At 48.7% G+C, this 17,335-nt stretch carries 16 protein-coding genes and 1 pseudogene; 8 read left to right on the top strand and 9 right to left on the bottom strand.

The features are described 5' to 3' along the window. Nucleotides 1-94 precede the first annotated feature (94 nt). From arsC to AC0IWZ_RS10910, 3 genes and pseudogenes are all read right to left on the bottom strand, one after another. Nucleotides 95-448, bottom strand: a pseudogene (arsC, locus tag AC0IWZ_RS10920) (arsenate reductase (glutaredoxin)); the annotation flags it as partial. A gap of 12 nt (nucleotides 449-460) precedes the next feature. Next, nucleotides 461-1,750 carry an arsenic transporter gene (locus AC0IWZ_RS10915; protein ID WP_471677350.1) on the bottom strand — a complete coding sequence of 430 codons (1,290 nt, stop codon included), beginning with the start codon at nucleotides 1,748-1,750 and terminating at the stop codon, nucleotides 461-463. Between the two features lie 46 nt (nucleotides 1,751-1,796). Then, the gene (locus tag AC0IWZ_RS10910; RefSeq protein WP_034495816.1) at nucleotides 1,797-2,117 is read right to left on the bottom strand and encodes a metalloregulator ArsR/SmtB family transcription factor; all 321 of its coding nucleotides are present in this window, start codon (nucleotides 2,115-2,117) and stop codon (nucleotides 1,797-1,799) included. An 86-nt stretch (nucleotides 2,118-2,203) separates the two neighbouring features. Between AC0IWZ_RS10910 and arsH the strand changes: the two genes are divergently transcribed. Further along, nucleotides 2,204-2,908, top strand: coding sequence for an arsenical resistance protein ArsH (arsH, locus tag AC0IWZ_RS10905; protein WP_471677351.1), 705 nt, complete (start codon nucleotides 2,204-2,206; stop codon nucleotides 2,906-2,908). 582 nt (nucleotides 2,909-3,490) lie between these two features. Here the strand turns inward: arsH and AC0IWZ_RS10900 are convergent. The 3 genes from AC0IWZ_RS10900 to ycgZ all read right to left on the bottom strand — a co-directional run bounded on the left by AC0IWZ_RS10900 (nucleotide 3,491) and on the right by ycgZ (nucleotide 4,543). Continuing rightward, nucleotides 3,491-3,769: a biofilm development regulator YmgB/AriR family protein gene (locus AC0IWZ_RS10900; protein WP_471680500.1), complete on the bottom strand. Its 279-nt coding sequence runs from the start codon at nucleotides 3,767-3,769 to the stop codon at nucleotides 3,491-3,493. A 39-nt stretch (nucleotides 3,770-3,808) separates the two neighbouring features. Next, on the bottom strand, nucleotides 3,809-4,132 hold the full coding sequence (locus AC0IWZ_RS10895) for a hypothetical protein (RefSeq protein ID WP_034495813.1): 324 nt from the start codon (nucleotides 4,130-4,132) through the stop codon (nucleotides 3,809-3,811). Nucleotides 4,133-4,303: 171 nt separating this feature from the next. Further along, entirely contained in the window at nucleotides 4,304-4,543 is a 240-nt protein-coding gene (gene ycgZ / locus AC0IWZ_RS10890) for a regulatory protein YcgZ (protein ID WP_034495812.1), read from the bottom strand. A 345-nt stretch (nucleotides 4,544-4,888) separates the two neighbouring features. Here ycgZ and AC0IWZ_RS10885 point away from each other — a divergent pair, with 345 nt between their 5' ends. Both AC0IWZ_RS10885 and AC0IWZ_RS10880 read left to right on the top strand, forming a co-directional pair. Next, nucleotides 4,889-6,124, top strand: a complete 1,236-nt coding sequence (locus AC0IWZ_RS10885; protein ID WP_410372936.1) for a diguanylate phosphodiesterase — start codon at nucleotides 4,889-4,891, stop codon at nucleotides 6,122-6,124. 92 nt (nucleotides 6,125-6,216) lie between these two features. Beyond that, nucleotides 6,217-6,954 carry a MerR family transcriptional regulator gene (locus tag AC0IWZ_RS10880; RefSeq protein ID WP_034495809.1) on the top strand — a complete coding sequence of 246 codons (738 nt, stop codon included), beginning with the start codon at nucleotides 6,217-6,219 and terminating at the stop codon, nucleotides 6,952-6,954. Nucleotides 6,955-7,019: 65 nt separating this feature from the next. Here the strand turns inward: AC0IWZ_RS10880 and AC0IWZ_RS10875 are convergent, their stop codons facing one another. After that, nucleotides 7,020-8,126 carry an alkene reductase gene (locus AC0IWZ_RS10875; RefSeq protein WP_410372935.1) on the bottom strand — a complete coding sequence of 369 codons (1,107 nt, stop codon included), beginning with the start codon at nucleotides 8,124-8,126 and terminating at the stop codon, nucleotides 7,020-7,022. Between the two features lie 102 nt (nucleotides 8,127-8,228). Between AC0IWZ_RS10875 and AC0IWZ_RS10870 the strand changes: the two genes are divergently transcribed. Together AC0IWZ_RS10870 and AC0IWZ_RS10865 are read left to right on the top strand one after the other, a co-directional pair. Beyond that, a complete protein-coding gene (locus tag AC0IWZ_RS10870; RefSeq protein ID WP_410372934.1) occupies nucleotides 8,229-9,140 on the top strand; it encodes a LysR family transcriptional regulator in 912 nt (303 codons plus the stop codon). Nucleotides 9,141-9,242: 102 nt separating this feature from the next. Next, on the top strand, nucleotides 9,243-11,207 hold the full coding sequence (locus tag AC0IWZ_RS10865; protein WP_471677352.1) for a PhoX family protein: 1,965 nt from the start codon (nucleotides 9,243-9,245) through the stop codon (nucleotides 11,205-11,207). Between the two features lie 271 nt (nucleotides 11,208-11,478). Here the strand turns inward: AC0IWZ_RS10865 and AC0IWZ_RS10860 are convergent, their stop codons facing one another. Both AC0IWZ_RS10860 and AC0IWZ_RS10855 read right to left on the bottom strand, forming a co-directional pair. Further along, on the bottom strand, nucleotides 11,479-12,120 hold the full coding sequence (locus AC0IWZ_RS10860; protein ID WP_115628365.1) for a helix-turn-helix domain-containing protein: 642 nt from the start codon (nucleotides 12,118-12,120) through the stop codon (nucleotides 11,479-11,481). Nucleotides 12,121-12,229: 109 nt separating this feature from the next. Then, nucleotides 12,230-12,895 carry a helix-turn-helix domain-containing protein gene (locus tag AC0IWZ_RS10855; protein WP_410372932.1) on the bottom strand — a complete coding sequence of 222 codons (666 nt, stop codon included), beginning with the start codon at nucleotides 12,893-12,895 and terminating at the stop codon, nucleotides 12,230-12,232. 532 nt (nucleotides 12,896-13,427) lie between these two features. Here AC0IWZ_RS10855 and AC0IWZ_RS10850 point away from each other — a divergent pair. The 3 genes from AC0IWZ_RS10850 to AC0IWZ_RS10840 are packed head-to-tail and all read left to right on the top strand — an operon-like array spanning nucleotide 13,428 to nucleotide 17,253. Next, nucleotides 13,428-13,958, top strand: coding sequence for a fimbrial protein (locus AC0IWZ_RS10850; RefSeq protein ID WP_471677353.1), 531 nt, complete (start codon nucleotides 13,428-13,430; stop codon nucleotides 13,956-13,958). A gap of 57 nt (nucleotides 13,959-14,015) precedes the next feature. Next, nucleotides 14,016-14,693 (top strand): fimbrial biogenesis chaperone, encoded by a 678-nt coding sequence (locus tag AC0IWZ_RS10845; protein ID WP_471677354.1) that lies wholly within the window; start codon nucleotides 14,016-14,018, stop codon nucleotides 14,691-14,693. Between the two features lie 37 nt (nucleotides 14,694-14,730). Next, nucleotides 14,731-17,253 carry a fimbria/pilus outer membrane usher protein gene (locus AC0IWZ_RS10840; RefSeq protein WP_471677355.1) on the top strand — a complete coding sequence of 841 codons (2,523 nt, stop codon included), beginning with the start codon at nucleotides 14,731-14,733 and terminating at the stop codon, nucleotides 17,251-17,253. Nucleotides 17,254-17,335: the final 82 nt, after the last annotated feature.

Genomic DNA, 17,335 nt, shown 5'->3' with positions numbered 1-17,335 from the left:
GACATTAATGCGACGAGATCATCTTAGTGCGGAAGATGTCTCTGTATTCCCCAGAAATAAAAAAGATCGCCTGAAGAGGCGATCTTTTTTGCTAATTGGGCAAAATGTCCAGGACCGTTTCAGAAGGGCGACATAACCGGGTTGCTATGGGAGTGACAACAATCGGGCGGTTAATCAGAATCGGATGCTGCAACATGAAGTCAATGATCTGATCGTCGGTGAATGATCCTTCCGCCAGTTTTAATTGCTCATAAGGTTCTACATTTTTGCGTAGCAGCGCCTGCACTGTAATGCCCATATCCGCGATCAGTTTCACCAGTTCTTCGCGCGAAGGAGGTGTTTCCAGATACAAAATAACGTTAGGTTCAGCGCCCGTATTGCGAATGAACTCCAGCACGTTGCGCGAGGTTCCACAGGCCGGGTTGTGATAGATAGTGATATTGCTCATTTTAGATTCTCATTAGAGGGTGAAAGTCAGGCGCAGTGCCAGGGCGACCAGCGTGACGAAAAGGACCGGAAGAGTCATGACAATCCCCACGCGGAAGTAATATCCCCAGGTGATTTTGATATTTTTCTGCGACAGAACGTGTAGCCAAAGCAGCGTTGCCAGACTGCCAATCGGGGTGATTTTCGGCCCGAGATCGCTGCCAATAACGTTGGCATAAATCATCGCTTCTTTGATAACGCCTGTCGCCATGCTGCCATCAATCGACAGCGCTCCAACCAGAACGGTCGGCATATTGTTCATCACCGACGAAAGGAATGCCGTCAGGAACCCGGTCCCCAGTGTCGCTATCCACAGCCCTTGTTCTGCCAGTTGATTGAGCACAGCAGAGAGAAAGTGAGTCAGTCCGGCGTTTCGTAACCCGTAGACCACCAGATACATACCGAGCGAGAAGATGACGATTTGCCACGGTGCGCCACGCAAGACTTTGCCCGTATTAATGGCATGACCTTTGCGGGCAACACCCAGCAAAATTAGCGCGCCAACAGCCGCGACCAGGCTGACGGGGACACCGAGTGGCTCCAGAGCGAAAAAACCGACCAGCAGCAGAATCAGAACCAGCCAACCGGTTTTGAAGGTATTCACATCCCGGATCGCGTCTTTTGGTTCCTTTAACAGCGAAACATCGTAAGTGACGGGAATATCTTTGCGGAAAAACAGGTGCAGCATCACCAGCGTGGTGGCAATCGCGGCGAGGTTAACAGGCACCATCACGGCGGCGTATTCTGTGAACCCGAGCTTAAAGAAATCCGCAGAGACGATATTGACCAGGTTCGAGATGATAAGCGGCAGGCTGGCGGTATCGGCGATAAACCCCGCGGCCATCACAAACGCTAAGGTGGCTCCCTGGCTGAAACCCAGTGCCAGAAGCATCGCAATGACTATCGGCGTCAGAATCAGTGCGGCACCGTCATTGGCGAAGAGGGCCGCAACCATCGCGCCTAACAGGATTATCCAGGTAAACAGCAGCCGACCCCGTCCATTTCCCCAACGGGCAACATGCAGCGCAGCCCATTCAAAAAAGCCAGATTCATCGAGCAGTAAACTGATGATAATCACGGCGATAAAAGTGGCGGTGGCATTCCAGACTATCTGCCAGACTACCGGAATATCACTCAGGTGAACGACGCCTGTGAGTAACGCCAGACCTGCACCCAGCGCCGCACTCCAGCCAATACCCAATCCTCTGGGTTGCCAGATGACGAGAACGAGAGTGAGTAAGAAAATAGCCCCAGCCAATAGCATCAGAAACTCCCTTCATATTTGTTTTTGTGTATGTGAATTCTTGTTTTTAACATGATGTTGCTGACGCGTGGCTCAGTTTGCTACGAACAACGTCACGTTCACAATTCCAGGCCGCATCAATGATGGCTGCAGCCCAGGCAGGCATATGTGGCGACAGGCGATAATGCACCCACTTTCCTTCACGTCGATCAATAACCAGCTCCGCTTCTCGCAACAGAGCCATGTGGCGGGAAATTTTAGGCTGTGACTCTTTCGTTGCGCCGCAGATATCACAAACGCACAGCTCACCGGATTCCCTGAGCAACATCACAATGGATGAACGAGTTTCATCAGCAAGTAGTTTAAAAAGCTGAACAGGCAGTAGCATTTTTAACCTCGATGTAAAATGAATATACATATGATAATTCATATGTGATAAGTTTTAAAGCACAGCTATTGAAAAGGATAATATTCATGACACATTTACCAGCCCTCGAACAGGCGCACTTTGATGATGCAATAAGCAGCAAACTTGATGCCTGCGACCGGGCGGCCCCGCGAATTCTGATCCTGTATGGGTCAGTGCGAGAGCGTTCATACAGTAGGTTTGCCGCCGAGGAAGCAGGGCGGTTACTGACAAAAATGGGGGCCGACGTGAAAATATTTAACCCATCTGGCCTACCGTTACCCGATGACGCACCGGTTACTCACCCCAAAGTTCTCGAATTGCGGGAGCTGGTGAGGTGGTGTGACGGAATGGTCTGGAGTTCACCGGAAAGACATGGCGCGATGAGTTCGGTGATGAAGGCTCAGATTGACTGGATACCCTTAAGTGAAGGCGCTGTTCGCCCATCCCAGGGAAAAACGCTGGCCGTGATGCAGGTCTGTGGGGGTTCGCAATCATTCAACACCGTAAATCAGATGCGAATTCTGGGACGCTGGATGCGGATGTTCACTATTCCCAATCAGTCTTCAGTCCCCAAGGCGTGGCAGGAGTTTAATGATGATGGTCGAATGAAACCTTCCGCCTGGTACGACAGAATTGTTGATGTGGCTGAAGAGCTGTTTAAAATTACGTTAATACTCAAGGGAAATGCCGATTATCTCGCAGACCGATATAGTGAAAGAAAGGAAAGCCATGAGGCACTTTCGCAACGGGTCAATCAGGCGAAAATTTAGCAGGACGTGTGGACTAAAATGACCGGGCAATTTCATGGTAAAGATACATGGATGCGCGGACTGTAATGTAAAGAAGTAGTTTTTGGCGCCACTAACCTAAAAGAAACAAACCGCCCTTAGGCGGTTTGGATTAAACCCCAACTCAATTACCTTACTGGATCTATGACCGCTTTCGTACCCCCCGGCAGCAATCGCGATAAGCATGCTCAGGCCAGTCCAGATTGTGGCACCGGTTGCAATACCTTCCAGAGGGTCTTGTTCTTTAAGGGGATCGATAGTGCTGGCACCAATGGCGGTACCAATAATGGCCAGTAATAAACCACCATTGAAATAACCACACCGTAAGTCTTAAGAATAGTCTGCGAATGAAGTGAGGTGTTTAAATATTTCCAGTTACGCTGTTAAAATATCTGAAAAAAAAGGGGGAGGATGATGCTGAGTGTCGCTTTTAAATAATTATATAGCTATGAATCAACACTTCACTGTTTAAGCGAAGCGTTAATTCATAGCCTGAGAAAATAAAAAATTGGCTGAAAGAAAACGAGGCTGTGAGAAAAAATAATGCGAAATTATAATCCCCTGTTAAATATTGTCCGTAGTATGGTCAACAACGATTTCCAGGGTCTTACGTACGATATCAATGGTCACGACATTGTCCGTGGATTCAATGGCCTCAATTAACCGTTGAATAATGGCTTTATTAGTAAGATGTCCATCAGTAGCAAGAATACTGCGTATTACCGCTCCGAGTAATACAGCCTCATCAGCCAGCATGTCGCCAGCATTACGGAAATATGCAGTCAGTGCAGTGTTTGGCAGCGTGGCATAAATTTCTGATTTATGAAGCGTTATCTGGGTCATTTACTTCACCATTATTAAGTTATGAGTTAATAGAGGCAGTCAGTGTTTTTTACTGCTACCAGGTACCGGACTTTCGTCAAACAACGAATAGACATTGTTACTTTTCTCAATCTGGCCGTCCCTGTCCCCATCGTTTTGCGCAGGAATCAAAGCACGTCGCGAGAGGCCCAGGCGGTGGTTGCTAATATCTGCAATCACATCGGCTATCACATCACGTCGGTGATCATCTCTTTCTGTCGCTTCCATTATTTGCAGCCTTTCCACCAACGATCGGGTGCTTATGGCTCCGTTATCGTAAAGGATTGATAAAACTGCTTCTCCGATCAGCTGATCGATTAATTTCTCTCTTTTACTTCTGTTCATAACTGCGTCTCTGCTTGCCAGCGTGGTTCGTTTCCGAAACGTGGCATGAAATCAGCTTTCTCATGCAGGAGGTGAGCTGAAGGTTGCCAGGCTTTCCGATATAGCCTGAAATAATACTCCCGAAAATGTTTACTTATAAACCCGTAATTTGTGCTTGTTTACCGTTTGAACCTAACGATCAAAAAGCAGGCCAATTAAAGTGTGATAGTGGCTCTCTTCTTCCGGACCGGACGCGTGTTCAACTCGACGCAACAATTTTGTACAGATTGATTTGCGATTCAAACTGCGCCCGTCACTCAGGATTTCAACCACTATTTGCCCTAGAGTTTCTTGTTGGGAAGGCAAAGATGCCTTTGAGAAATAGCGTGTGATGGCGTTAGCCGCATCGGGAACGTAGTTGTTCTGTTGCATTAGTCACTCCTGTAAACATGCAGTCATCAGTTAATGTACAAATAAAGTTATACAAATATTAAAAAGCTGTACATAGAAAAACGTAAAGAATTGTCTTAAATTCTTATACATTAAATGCTATATGTTTAATTTCAGTTGCTTAGACTGCTAATTTTTTATGGAGTTAAAAAATCATGTACAGATATAGTGTTTTTTGCACATAGTCACGACGAGAAATCTGTTTGCATGGCTGTACGTATGTTCATTTTTTGTTAATAAGTTATTAATATTAATGTATTTTTAATGTGGGATTTGGTTATTCATCTGCTACTGTAAACACTTAAATCGCCTCTAATTGGACACTGAATGCTCACAACCATCATTTACCGCAGTCATATCTGTAAGAACGTACCCTTTACCTCGGTCATGGATATGGTTGCCGTCGCCAATGTTAAAAATGCACAGGCCGATGTGACAGGCATACTGCTGTTTAACGGCACACACTTCTTTCAGCTGATTGAAGGCCCGGAAGCGAGTGTTTTAAACGTCTACCAGCATATTTGTCAGGACGCGCGTCACCACAACATCGTGGAGCTGCTGTGTGACTACGCTCCGGCGCGACGGTTTGGCAAAACCGGTATGGAACTCTTTGATTTAAGAGAATATGAAGGACATGAAGTCCTGCAAGCGGTGCTAGATAAAGGGACAACCAAGTATCAGCTTATTTATAACGATCGGGCGCTTAAGTTTTTGCGTACCTTCGTTGAGTCGACTGAAAAAGAAAACTATTTTGAAATTCCGCCAGCGGACTCCTGGGTCTTTGTTACGGGCGCCAAAAAACTCAGCCACACGAGCGTTCATACAGGGGCAGTGGTTCCTGAAAACGCCGCAGATTGTAGCTTTGCATTCCAGCCAATGGTCGACCCATTTGCCCAGAAAATTTTGTCTACTGAAGCTTTGTTACGCACTCCCGGCGGCGATTCTCCGGCCAGCTATTTTGCCGGGCTTAGCGGTAACGCGCTTTACGAAGCCGACCTGAATAGCAAAAAAGTGGCCTTTGCGATGGCGAGGGCGCTCAACCTTGGCGAGCACTCTGTTTCGGTTAACCTGTTCCCCATGACGCTGGTGATGGTTCCCGACGCAGTTGATTTTTTGCTAAGGGAGATTCAGCTAAATGGACTGGTCCCGGAACAGGTAACGGTAGAGTTCACTGAAAGCGAGGTGATTTCGCGCATTGATGAATTCACCGGTGCCATCAGGCAACTGAAAGGCGCGGGCATTAGCGTCGCAATAGACCATTTTGGGGCGGGTTTTGGCGGTCTTTTGTTACTGGCTCAATTTCAGCCAGACAGAATTAAAATCAACAGCGAACTGATTAAGAATGTTCATAAAAGTGGCCCACGTCAGGCCATTATTCAGGCGATTATTAAGTGCTGTGCTTCGCTGGAAATCTCCATTTCAGCGGTGGGAGTGGAGAAGGTCGAGGAGTGGATGTGGCTGGAATCCGCTGGAATTACGCAGTTCCAGGGGAACTTATTTGCCAGCGCTTGTCTGAACGGAATATCTGCCGTGGCCTGGCCTGAAAGGAAAGCAGATCTCTGAATCAGGTTGTACAATGAAAAAAATAAGTTGTACAACCCGCACGGAGTCGTTAGTTTCGACAGGGAAGTGTCAAGTTCACAACGAGGGAATGAATGACCTTATACAGTATCGGTGAAGTTGCCGAACGATGTGCAATCAACCCCGTCACGCTGCGCGCGTGGCAGCGTCGCTACGGTCTCCTCAAACCGCAGAGGAGCGAGGGCGGGCATCGGCAGTTTGATGACGAAGATATCCTGCGTATCGAAGAGATTAAACGCCTGATTAAGAGCGGCGTGTCCGTAGGCAAGGTGAAAGCTTTGCTTGAAGCAAACCAGACTACGGCTCATGACCATGATGCCTGGCGGTTACAGCAAGAAGAGGTGATGACCGTTTTGCGTTTTGTCCAACCGGCAAAACTGCGTGCAAAAATCGCGTCCATGGGGCGTGAAATCCCGGTTGATACCCTGATTGACCATGTTTTCATCCCGGTTCGTCAATGCCTTAGCCTCGATAAATATACCTCCAGAGCAATGATAAGCCTGCTTGATGGGTTGCTGATTGACTATGTTGTCCAGCGCCTTGCTGAATCACGCAATACTGAAGGTCAAGACACCTTAATGATTGGCTGGGAAAGCGATGACCGCACCCGCCTGTGGCTCGAGGCCTGGCGTCTGTCACAACATGGCTGGCGTCCTGATGTGCTGGCCGATCCGCTAGATTCACCTCGTCCGGAATTATTCCCAGGCCAACATGTTTTTGTCTGGACAGGAAAGGCATTAACTCTGCGCCAACAAGAACAACTGGAACACTGGCAAAAACAAGGATTTGCCATCAAATTTCACGCGGGTTAAGGATGACCTGGATGACTCCTCATCTTGAAATAGTTGAGAGCGCCATCCTTAACCTCCGTTTCGTCTCAGACCTCAGCCGCCAGCAAGGGATAATCGGTATAACCGACTTCGGTGCCACCAAATAGGGTTGCCGGATTGCCAATACCTGCCAGAGGAAGATTGCCTTTCAGGCGACGCGGGAAATCTGGGTTGGCGATAAACGGACGACCAAAAGCCACCAGATCCACCATTCCTGCAGCCAGCAGTTTGTCGGCTTTTTCACGCGTGTAATTGCCCGCGACAATGATCGCCCCGCTGAACGTCGCCCGTAGAGTTTCTCTGAACTCATATGGCACCTGCGGCGCATCATCCCAGTCTGCTTCGGCAAGGTGAATAAAGGCAATGCCTTTGGTTTCACACCAGGCGGCCAGGGCCAGAATGGCTTCACTGGTCTGCGAGTCGTCCATCCCACGCTGGGTAATAAACGGTGCAAGGCGAATGCCGGTGCGGTCTGCGCCAATGGCATCGCTGATGGCTTCCAACACTTCCTGCGCAAAACGCACCCGGTTTGCCAGACTGCCGCCGTATTCATCGGTACGCTTATTCGAGGTACGTCGTAAAAACTGGTCAATCAGATAACCGTTTCCACCGTGGATTTCCACACCGTCAAACCCGGCAGCCATGGCATTAATGGCCGCCTGACGGTAATCCGCAATCACCTGTTGAATATCATCATGAGTCAGTTCACGTGGCACCGGGCAGGCGACCATTTCTCCGACGCCATTGCTGTTCACTACCCACACCTGTGCGTCTGGCGACAACGCGGAAGGGGCAACAGGCTTGCCGTCGGGATGAAAACTTTCGTGAGACATGCGCCCCACGTGCCACAACTGAGAGAATATTTTGCCATCGACTTTATGGACGGCGTCCGTCACCAGCCGCCAACCCGCAACCTGTTCCGCAGAATGAATACCCGGCGTCCAGGAATATCCCTGACCCTGGGGAGAAATTTGCGTGGCTTCGGTGATGATAAGCCCAGCTCCGGCTCGCTGCTGGTAATACTCTGCCATCAACGCCGTGGGGATATTGCCCGGTTGTGCGGCGCGGGCGCGGGTCATGGGGGCCATCACGATTCGGCTTTTCAGTTCGACAGCGCCAACTTGCGTGTTCTCAAACAGGGTACGTTGCTTCATGTTTTATTCTCCAGGGAGGTCAGTTATGGCTTGACTTTACGCCCTGCGAATCGCTTTGATAATGGCAGCGAAAACTGATTCTCTATTCAGGAAAACAAAATAATGGGCAAGCTCGAAGATATTACGTTGCTGGTGGAAGTGGTTGAGGCGGGGGGGCTGGCTGCCGCTGGACGCAGGATGAACCTTTCTCCTGCCACCATGACGGCCAGGCTGAAAGCGCTGGAGGAGCGATATCAGACCCGGTTTTTTAACCGCTCCACTCGCGCCATCGCCCTGACTCGAGCCGGGGAGGAGTTTTATCATGCCGCGCTGCGCGTGCTGGAAGAAATGGCGCAGGCCGAATCGAAACTGACGCAAAAAGAGGGGGTGCTGAGCGGCAGCCTGCGGATCTCAGCATCGTCAGATTTTGGCCGCCAGTATCTGTCGCCCGCGTTACTCGATTTTTCCCGTCTCCACCCTGAAGTCAGAAGCTCGGTGTATCTGAGCGAGAATGTGGTGGATTTGATTGCCAACCGCCTGGACATGAGCGTGCGTTTCGGCAACCTTCCTGACAGCAATCTGGTAACTAAATTTATTCGCCCCAACCACCGTGTGCTCGTGGCGGCGAAAAGCTACCTTGAAACACACGGCATTCCCCAGCATCCCGATGAGCTGCACGCGCATCGCTGCCTGGTGATGGAGCAACGCGGCACGCTGATGAACGAGTGGCGCTTTGAAGAAAAGGGCGAATCAGCCGTGGTTCGGGTCACGCCAGCGATGGTGTGTGATGACGGCGCACTACTGCGCCAGTGGGTGCTGGCCGGGGCGGGTATCGCCAGTAAATCGTGGTGGGACGTTAAGCGCGATGTGGAGCAGGGGCGGCTGGCGGTTCTGTTTGCGGAGTGTTTTATCGGTTTCAGCCGCCATGACAAAAAACAGGTCGGCCTCCAGTTTGTCTACCCGCAACGGCGTTTCCAGCCTTTGCAGGTGACCGCTTTCAGCGAGTTTTTCATCAACTGGCTGGATAATGAATAACGCGGCCATGATGGATGTAATTCTGGCGTCTGTTGTTATAAATCTGTAACAAATCCTTCTTACACTGCTCACTTCTGATAACAATATCGAAAGGAAGCCATGATGAGCAGACCTCTTAAGCCGCTGTTTAAACAAGAACACAGTAACGAAATCAGCAATTGCAGCGCTAACCCCGTTTTCTCAGATGTTGCCAGTGCTTTTGTCAGCCGCCGCCGCTTCCTGCAACTGGGTATGCTTGCCGGCACGGCGGTGACATTCCCGGCACTGCTGAAATCGCCTGCCGCATGGGCGGTCGAGACTGCCATGGTGCGGCCTTCATCACTCGGTTTTACCAGTATCGGCGTTTCGACCGACGACACCGTTCACGTGCCTGAAGGCTACGTGGCGCGACCGTTTTACCGCTGGGGCGATGCGGTGGGTTTAAAAGGCAATCTGCCGGAATTTAAAACCGATGGCAGCAACACCACTGATGAGCAGGCAGCTCAGGCGGGAATGCACCATGACGGGATGGCGTGGTTTGGTCTGCCGCAGGGCAGTGATGACCCGCATCACGGGTTGCTGGCGATGAACCATGAATACATCGACAACGGTTTGCTGTTTAAAGATGGTGTGGCGAACTGGAGCCTGGATAAAGTCCGCAAAGGGCAGAATGCGATGGGGGTTTCGGTTATCGAGGTGAAAAAAGAGGGAGAAAACTGGGCAGTGGTTCGCCCCTCTGAGTTGGCACGTCGTATCACCGTGAACACTCCAATGACTTTAACCGGGCCTGCGAAACATCATGCCCTGATGCAAACCGCTGCCGACCCGCAGGGTGAAACGGTGCTGGGCACCATGCAAAATTGCGCCAACGGGCATACACCGTGGGGAACTTATCTGACGTGTGAAGAGAACTGGTCGGATATTTTCGTTAAGAAAGCCGCGCCGAATGCACTCGAAAAACGCTATGGCATCAGCGATAGCGATGACTCCTACCGCTGGAGTGAAGTTGACTCGCGTTTTAACGTGGACGCCACACCGAATGAACCCAACCGCTTCGGCTGGGTGGTGGAAATCGACCCGTATAATCCGGCATCAACTCCGCGTAAACATACCGCGCTCGGGCGTTTTAAGCATGAAGGTGCGGCGGTGACGCTGGCTGCGGATAACCGCGTTGTTGCCTATATGGGCGATGACCAGAAATTCGAGTACATCTATAAATTTGTTTCCACAGGCATTTACGATGCCAGCAATCGCGAATCGGCAATGGACCTACTTTCTGAAGGCACGCTGTATGTGGCGAAATTTAATGACGATGGCAGCGGTGTCTGGTTGCCGCTGGTTTATGGGCAATCAGGACTTGATCACAGTAACGGTTTTGCAAGCCAGGGCGAGTTGCTGATCAAAACCCGCCTTGCCGCCGATGTGGTTGGCGCAACGAAAATGGACCGACCGGAGTGGATTGCGGTCGATACCCATACCGCGGGGAGTGTGTACTGCACGTTGACCAATAACAGCGATCGCGGCAAAGAAGGTAAAGCTGCGGTAGATGCCGCTAACCCGCGAGCGAACAATGTTTACGGACACATCATGCACTGGAGCGAGGAGAACAGCGACCCGGCATCAACCACCTTTAAGTGGGACATTCTGGTGTTGGGCGGCAAGCCCGATAGCGCGGATGAAAAAACCAAAGGCTCAATGACCGGGGCTGAATTTGGAAGTGCGGATGGTTTGTCGTTTGACCCTCGCGGCGTGTTATGGATTCAGACGGATGTCTCGTCCAGCACCATCAACAAAAAAGCCTACGAGGGCATGGGCAATAACCAGATGCTCGCCACCGTACCTGGCTCCAACGAATATCGCCGTTTCCTCACCGGCCCGCGCGGCTGCGAGATAACCGGCATCGCCTTTACCCCAGACAACCGCACACTGTTTATTAATATTCAGCATCCGGGCGAACCTGGCGATGATATCAGCGACCCGGCGAATCCTACTGCCGTTTCCACCTGGCCTGATGGTGACAAAAACGGTCGCCCGCGCTCTTCAACGGTAGTGATTGTGAAAGCAGATGGCGGAGTCATCGGCAGCTAATCAGTAATGGCCTCTGCGAAGAGGCCGTATTTCCAGAAACAATGAGGTGATACTGGAATCATTTCCTTTAACGACCCGTTATTATCAGACCAAAACTTCGGTTACACCGGGCACGGCCGATGCCTCAGCAATGCTGGTTTTGACATATCAATAATTCGACTGAGCCGAAAAGGGCAATAAAATAAAATTTATTGCCCTTTTCGGGAAGGCCATACCATCTGTAACGGAAGGTAGAGGATTAATCAGGCAGCCCTGGACCGAAAAATTCGGGTCAGTATTTTTTTGGCAAGGAATTTATCTTCAACAGTTTCCCTCTATCCAACTCTATATGGCCACCGGTTCGCAGCGACAAAAGAATCTTCATAATCCCGCTACGTGAAAGATTGGACTTGCTGCGGATATAGCTTTCAATCGTTGTGTTGTTTCTGAGATCCTCATCCTCGCAAATGTACTCTAATATTTGCGCTCGAATAATATCGTAGGTGCGGGGCGCCGAAATTTGTTGCCCAAAGGTATAAAGTTTCGTCGTGACGACTAATAGATGTTGAGCCAGAGTTTTCCATAAATCGTGTTTTTCAATCTGCTCAAGCGCATCGCTGGTCGTCATAATCCCAATCTCACAAGCTGAAACGGTTTTAAGATAGGTACCGAAATTCATACTGGTGAAGTTTCCTAAGCCAAAAACGGAAGGCGTTTTTCCGTAAACCATCACAATGTCGTCTTCTTTTCTGTGTAACTCAAACTTGCCTTTAGCAATCAGATAGCACAAAGGAGCATCCTGGCTGGCAATACTTATTTTTCGGCGTGGGGGATAGGTTTTGACGACGGCGAAGGGCAAAAGGGCATTGACCAGTTCGGCTGAATAGGGAGATGGAACGGAAAGTAGCGTGGGAAGTTCATTTTCAACGCTCATTGCAGTGCCCTTAATCAAAACTATTCCGAGGTTTTAATATCAATTATAGGGGCACTTACAATGTTAAGAGCAAAAAATTATTGGCGCAAAAGTGGCTAACTTGCTCAATTCAAGAGCATTTTACGGGTAGATTACTTACGCCAAGCAGCACTCCACGCTGTAATTCAATATGCCCATCTTCACGCAGTCGGGAAAGAATACGCATAATGCCACTACGTGAAAGATAGGTTCTGTCTTGAATGTAATTGGCTGCGGTCACATTCATACGAAAACGCTCCGACTCCTGCATTAACTCCAGCAACTGGATTCTGATTATCTCGTAGGAAGAGAGTTGCGATATGACAGTGCAATGCTCATAAATTCTTGAAGCTGTGTAAATAATCAGATGGCAGAGGCTTTCCCATAGCTGCTCCTTTTCAATAACCAGGCTGATTCGCTCAGCTGAAATACGGCTTATCTTCACATCTTCAGATGCACGCACATATAGATGAGGGTGTTGCGTCTGTAAATTACTCACCCCAAGCAAGAATGGCCCTTTCTCCGAGTTAAGAATCATCCCGTCCCCACGACGATGTAACGTGACGTTTCCTTCATGTAATAAGTAGCACACCCTCTTATTATTGTAGATGTAGCGCAGAGCCTCACCTCTGGATGGGGTAAATATCTCTGCGTATGGGCTGATGCAATCCATCAATTTTTGAATATGCACGAGAGGCTTTGCTGTCGAAACAGGTACAGATTGAGTAATATTTTCGACAGAGATTTTCGACTTCATGTATCAGAGTCCATAAGTTTTCAGCTACGTGTGCGTTATTGGGTTTCGATTATCATTGCGATGATGTCTTTATTAAATGAATATATGATCTAAAAATAGACTGAGAATATAACAATTATTTAATAACTACAGTTTAAAAGAATTTAAGAGGTGATCATTTTTAGGTTTTTTACAATTAATGTTGTTTGGATTGTATCGCGTAATTCATTGATATGTATGGTTGCTGCGCTTGCGGGGAATGTGTTTTTAATTAATTGTTAATAAAGCGGTCTACATTTAGATAAGAATAAAATTGTCACAATAAAATAGTTGGATTAAATTTATCTCCAGCAAGACAACATCACCTGTAAGAACAGTTTGCTATTTGGTTTATAGATTTAAATCAAGGGCGAAAATTGGATATTGGTATTTTGGTACATATGTACAAAAAAGATGGATGTCTGCGCTTCTGAATAAGAAGTATAGAAACCTGCTATCGCAACATATAAATGTTATGCGATTTGCTGGCACAACACTCTCAAGGAAAATTTAAATGAAAAAGAATCTGATCGCTGTTGCTTTTGCTGCTGTTGCCGCTGTTTCTGCATCTAATGCATTTGCAATTTCTGGCACCGTTAACTTCACCGGTGAAATTCTGGACGCCGCTTGTACTGTTGATGTCGCTTCTCAGAACCAGACTGTTGCACTGGGTGCATATAACAAGTCTGAATTCACCACTTCTGGTGATGTTACAGCAGCTAAACGATTCTCTATCGTTCTGAAAGACTGCCCGGCAACAGTAACTGCTGCACACGTACGTTTTGATGGTACACCAGAAGCATCTAACCCAGACCTGTTAGCAATTGACAGTACTGTTGCGGGTGCAGCAACTGGCGTGGCAATTAACCTGATGTCTGCAGATATGGTTCAATTGCCACTGCACGGTGAAAACCCATACCGTTACAACCTGAGCAGCTCTGCAGACAACACTCTGAATTTCTACGCTCAGTATAAATCAACCGTAAACACAGTAACTGCAGGTCCAGCAAATTCTGTAGCTAACTTCTCTGTTATCTATAACTAATCTGCACCAGTAATAACAGGGGCCGGATAACCCGGCCCTTTTTTATAGAGGTATAAAATGAACTTTTTTAGCAAAACTTTAATTGCCCTGGCAATCGCCAGCACGGGTATTTCTGCGGCCAATGCGGGTGTTATTATTGGCGGCACTCGTGTCATTTATGACGGTAATAAAAAGGAAGCATCTATTAGTGTTAACAACCCGGATGGAACGCCTTATTTGATTCAGTCCTGGATTGAGACGCAAAATGGTGGCGCTGAGAAAGCTCCTTTTGTTATCACACCTCCTTTATATCGTCTGGATAGCAATCAGCAAAACGTTGAACGAATTATTCTGGCCGGTTCTGTTGCACAAGATAAAGAAAGTTTGTACTGGCTGAATATTAAAGCAATACCAGCAGCACCTAAAAAAGATAATACATTACAAATCGCAGTGAAAACACGCATCAAACTAATTTACCGCCCGGCAGATCTAAAAGGTACGACCCCTGAAGAGAAGGCTGAATCCCTGACCTGGTCTGTTGCCGGTAATCAACTACAGGTCACCAACCCAAGTTCGTATGTTATTAATTTTAATGAAATCAAAGTTGGCGGAAAAAAACTTGACGACGTGTCTTATGTGCTGCCAGGCGCAACTGCACGCTTCACTCTGCCAAAGGGTGTGAGCGGTGGGAATATGACCTTTACCGTAATTAATGATTACGGTGGTCCAGGTCCTGTACACAGCAAAAGCCTTTAACACTCCGACCGCGAAATAAAACGGGACAAAATTAATTATGCAAAAAGAAACTAATCTTTTTAAACCGGCCAGGCTGGCAATATATATCGCGGTCGCGTTGAGTGCATTAAGCCATACAGCAAGTGCTCGGGACGTATTCAACCCAGAATTACTCGAGTTAGGTAACCCAGGGGCAAGTAAAACCGACCTTTCATCTTTTGAGTCTGGTTCGCAGGCCCCGGGTACTTATCACGTCGATATTGTTCTAGATGATCAGACGATTGACACACGTGATATTGAATTTAAAGCCGTGACAGATAAAAATGGTGATAGCGACTTACAGCCATGTATCAGCGTTGAAACCCTGAAAAGCTGGGGAGTAAAAACAGAGTTATTCCCTGAACTGTCAAAAGATGGAACATGTGCCAATTTTGGCGCTATTCCACAGGCATCGGCAACACTTCAATTTAGCACCCAGCGACTGTTAATTAGTATTCCGCAGGCGGCTTTGTCTCCGCAAGCTCGCGGCTATGTGCCACCCGAGCAGTGGGACGAAGGTATTACTGCGGCAATGCTTAACTACAGCATGAGCGGGGCGAATAACTGGTCACGAAATAAGAATGGGTCTGACGGTAATTCCCAGTATGCCAACCTGCGTCCAGGTTTCAATATCGGCCCATGGCGTTTGCGTAACTACACCACCTGGAACCGTGACAGCAACGGGCAGGATAGGTGGGATACGGTTTATACCTACGCCCAGCGCGACATCATTCCATTAAAAGCACAGTTAACGGCGGGGGACAGCACTGCACCTTCAGAAGTCTTCGACAGTATGCCGTTCCGTGGGGCGCAACTGGCTTCGGATGACGATATGTTGCCCGATTCAATGAAGGGCTATGCGCCGGTGGTGCGTGGTATTGCCAGAAGCAACGCGCAAATTATGATTCGCCAGAATGGTTACGTGATTTACCAGAGTTACGTCGCACCGGGTGCATTTGAAATTACGGATATGTACCCAACCGGCGGCGCGGGTGATTTAGATGTCACGGTTAAGGAAGCGGATGGCAGTGAACAGCATTTCACTGTGCCATTTGCATCTTTACCGTTGTTGCAACGTGAAGGGCGACTGAAGTATGCCGTTACGGGCGGCCAGTACCGTTCTTATGACAGCAGCGTCGAGAAAACCCCGTTTGCCCAGGCGACGGCTATTTACGGTCTGCCAAAAGGTTTCACTATTTATGGCGGGCTGCAGGAATCAAGTAAGTATCAGTCACTGGCGTCCGGTATTGGCAAAAACATGGGGGACTTCGGGGCTGTTTCTGCAGACGTGACTCAGGCCTGGTCCCAACCTAAGAACGAAGTGAAAAGTAACGGCCAGTCATGGCGCGCACGCTACAGTAAAAACTTCGTCGAAACGGGAACCAACTTTGCTATTGCGGGTTATCGCTATTCAACCAGTGGTTACTACAGCATGCAGGACGTGCTCGATTCCTACAGCAATAACAATATTATTGCCGAGCGCCGCCGCAACCGTATGGAAGTGACCATGAACCAGTCGCTGGGTGCCGATTTGGGTTCTGTGATGCTGGGCGCGGTACGGGAAGATTACTGGAGTAACGGTAAAACGATGCAGTCTATCTCCGCGGGGTATAACAACTCCTGGCGCGCGATTAACTACGGCATTACATATACCTATAGCAAAAATGGTACTTCAGACGGATACAGCCAGGCCGCCCGCTACGACAAAGACCAGCAGATTGCACTGAATATCAGCATTCCGCTTGACCGATTCCTACCGAGCACATGGGCTAACTACTCCATGAATGCCAGCCAAAAAACCGGCACTACGCATACGGTGGGTCTTAACGGTGTCGCAATGGAAAACAATTCCCTCAACTGGAACGTGCAGGAAGGGTATGGCACCAATGATGTCGGTAATACGGGTACTGCGAATGCTGATTACCGAGGGACTTACGGTGAAGTGACGGCGGGTTATAGCTATGACCAGAACAGCGATCGCCTGAATTATGGTCTGCAGGGTGGGGTCATTGCGCACGCAGATGGTATTACGCTTTCACAACCGCTGGGCGAAACCAACGTCCTGATAAAAGCGCCAGGCGCTAAGGGCGTGAGCGTACAAAACCAGACCGGGGTTAAAACAGACTTCCGTGGTTATACGGTGGCAAGTAGCGTAACACCATTCCGTAAAAATGATATTACGCTCGACCCGCAAACCCTGGCGAACAATGCTGAGCTTGACTTAACCACCAGTACGGTCATTCCAACACGTGGAGCTGTAGTCCGGGCTGAATATATTGCCAACCTGGGGATGCGCGTATTAATGACGTTAACCCAGAAGAATGGTAAATCTGTTCCATTCGGCGCAATGGTAAGTATTTCCGGGCAGCAAGGGCGCAGCTTTATTGTCGGGGATGCAGGCCAGGTCTATTTAACTGGTGTTAATCCTGAGGGGACATTGACGGTGCAATGGGGGCAGGGATCTGATGAGAAATGCCAGGTGGCCTATAAATTACCTGAGACTGAAAAAGGGATTGTTAACTTGTCCAGGCAGTGTCAATAAATAACGTCTCAGATAGTGGTGTAAACCTCCGTTTAACAGTGCGCTGCGCACTATGATTTGCTAAACACAACAGAAGTGGGCG

This window comes from Buttiauxella sp. AC142, from assembly GCF_979253435.1.
The sequence above is the reverse complement of the archived record's forward strand: the minus strand, read 5'-3'. Positions and strand labels throughout refer to the sequence as shown.

Coding starts and splice junctions, on each gene's coding strand:
- AC0IWZ_RS10915 (WP_471677350.1), bottom strand. CDS start 1,750: ATGCTATTGGCTGGGGCTATTTTCTTACTCACTCTCGTTCTCGTCATC.
- AC0IWZ_RS10910 (WP_034495816.1), bottom strand. CDS start 2,117: ATGCTACTGCCTGTTCAGCTTTTTAAACTACTTGCTGATGAAACTCGT.
- arsH (WP_471677351.1), top strand. CDS start 2,204: ATGACACATTTACCAGCCCTCGAACAGGCGCACTTTGATGATGCAATA.
- AC0IWZ_RS10900 (WP_471680500.1), bottom strand. CDS start 3,769: ATGACCCAGATAACGCTTCATAAATCAGAAATTTATGCCACGCTGCCA.
- AC0IWZ_RS10895 (WP_034495813.1), bottom strand. CDS start 4,132: ATGAACAGAAGTAAAAGAGAGAAATTAATCGATCAGCTGATCGGAGAA.
- ycgZ (WP_034495812.1), bottom strand. CDS start 4,543: ATGCAACAGAACAACTACGTTCCCGATGCGGCTAACGCCATCACACGC.
- AC0IWZ_RS10885 (WP_410372936.1), top strand. CDS start 4,889: ATGCTCACAACCATCATTTACCGCAGTCATATCTGTAAGAACGTACCC.
- AC0IWZ_RS10880 (WP_034495809.1), top strand. CDS start 6,217: ATGACCTTATACAGTATCGGTGAAGTTGCCGAACGATGTGCAATCAAC.
- AC0IWZ_RS10875 (WP_410372935.1), bottom strand. CDS start 8,126: ATGAAGCAACGTACCCTGTTTGAGAACACGCAAGTTGGCGCTGTCGAA.
- AC0IWZ_RS10870 (WP_410372934.1), top strand. CDS start 8,229: ATGGGCAAGCTCGAAGATATTACGTTGCTGGTGGAAGTGGTTGAGGCG.
- AC0IWZ_RS10865 (WP_471677352.1), top strand. CDS start 9,243: ATGAGCAGACCTCTTAAGCCGCTGTTTAAACAAGAACACAGTAACGAA.
- AC0IWZ_RS10860 (WP_115628365.1), bottom strand. CDS start 12,120: ATGAGCGTTGAAAATGAACTTCCCACGCTACTTTCCGTTCCATCTCCC.
- AC0IWZ_RS10855 (WP_410372932.1), bottom strand. CDS start 12,895: ATGAAGTCGAAAATCTCTGTCGAAAATATTACTCAATCTGTACCTGTT.
- AC0IWZ_RS10850 (WP_471677353.1), top strand. CDS start 13,428: ATGAAAAAGAATCTGATCGCTGTTGCTTTTGCTGCTGTTGCCGCTGTT.
- AC0IWZ_RS10845 (WP_471677354.1), top strand. CDS start 14,016: ATGAACTTTTTTAGCAAAACTTTAATTGCCCTGGCAATCGCCAGCACG.
- AC0IWZ_RS10840 (WP_471677355.1), top strand. CDS start 14,731: ATGCAAAAAGAAACTAATCTTTTTAAACCGGCCAGGCTGGCAATATAT.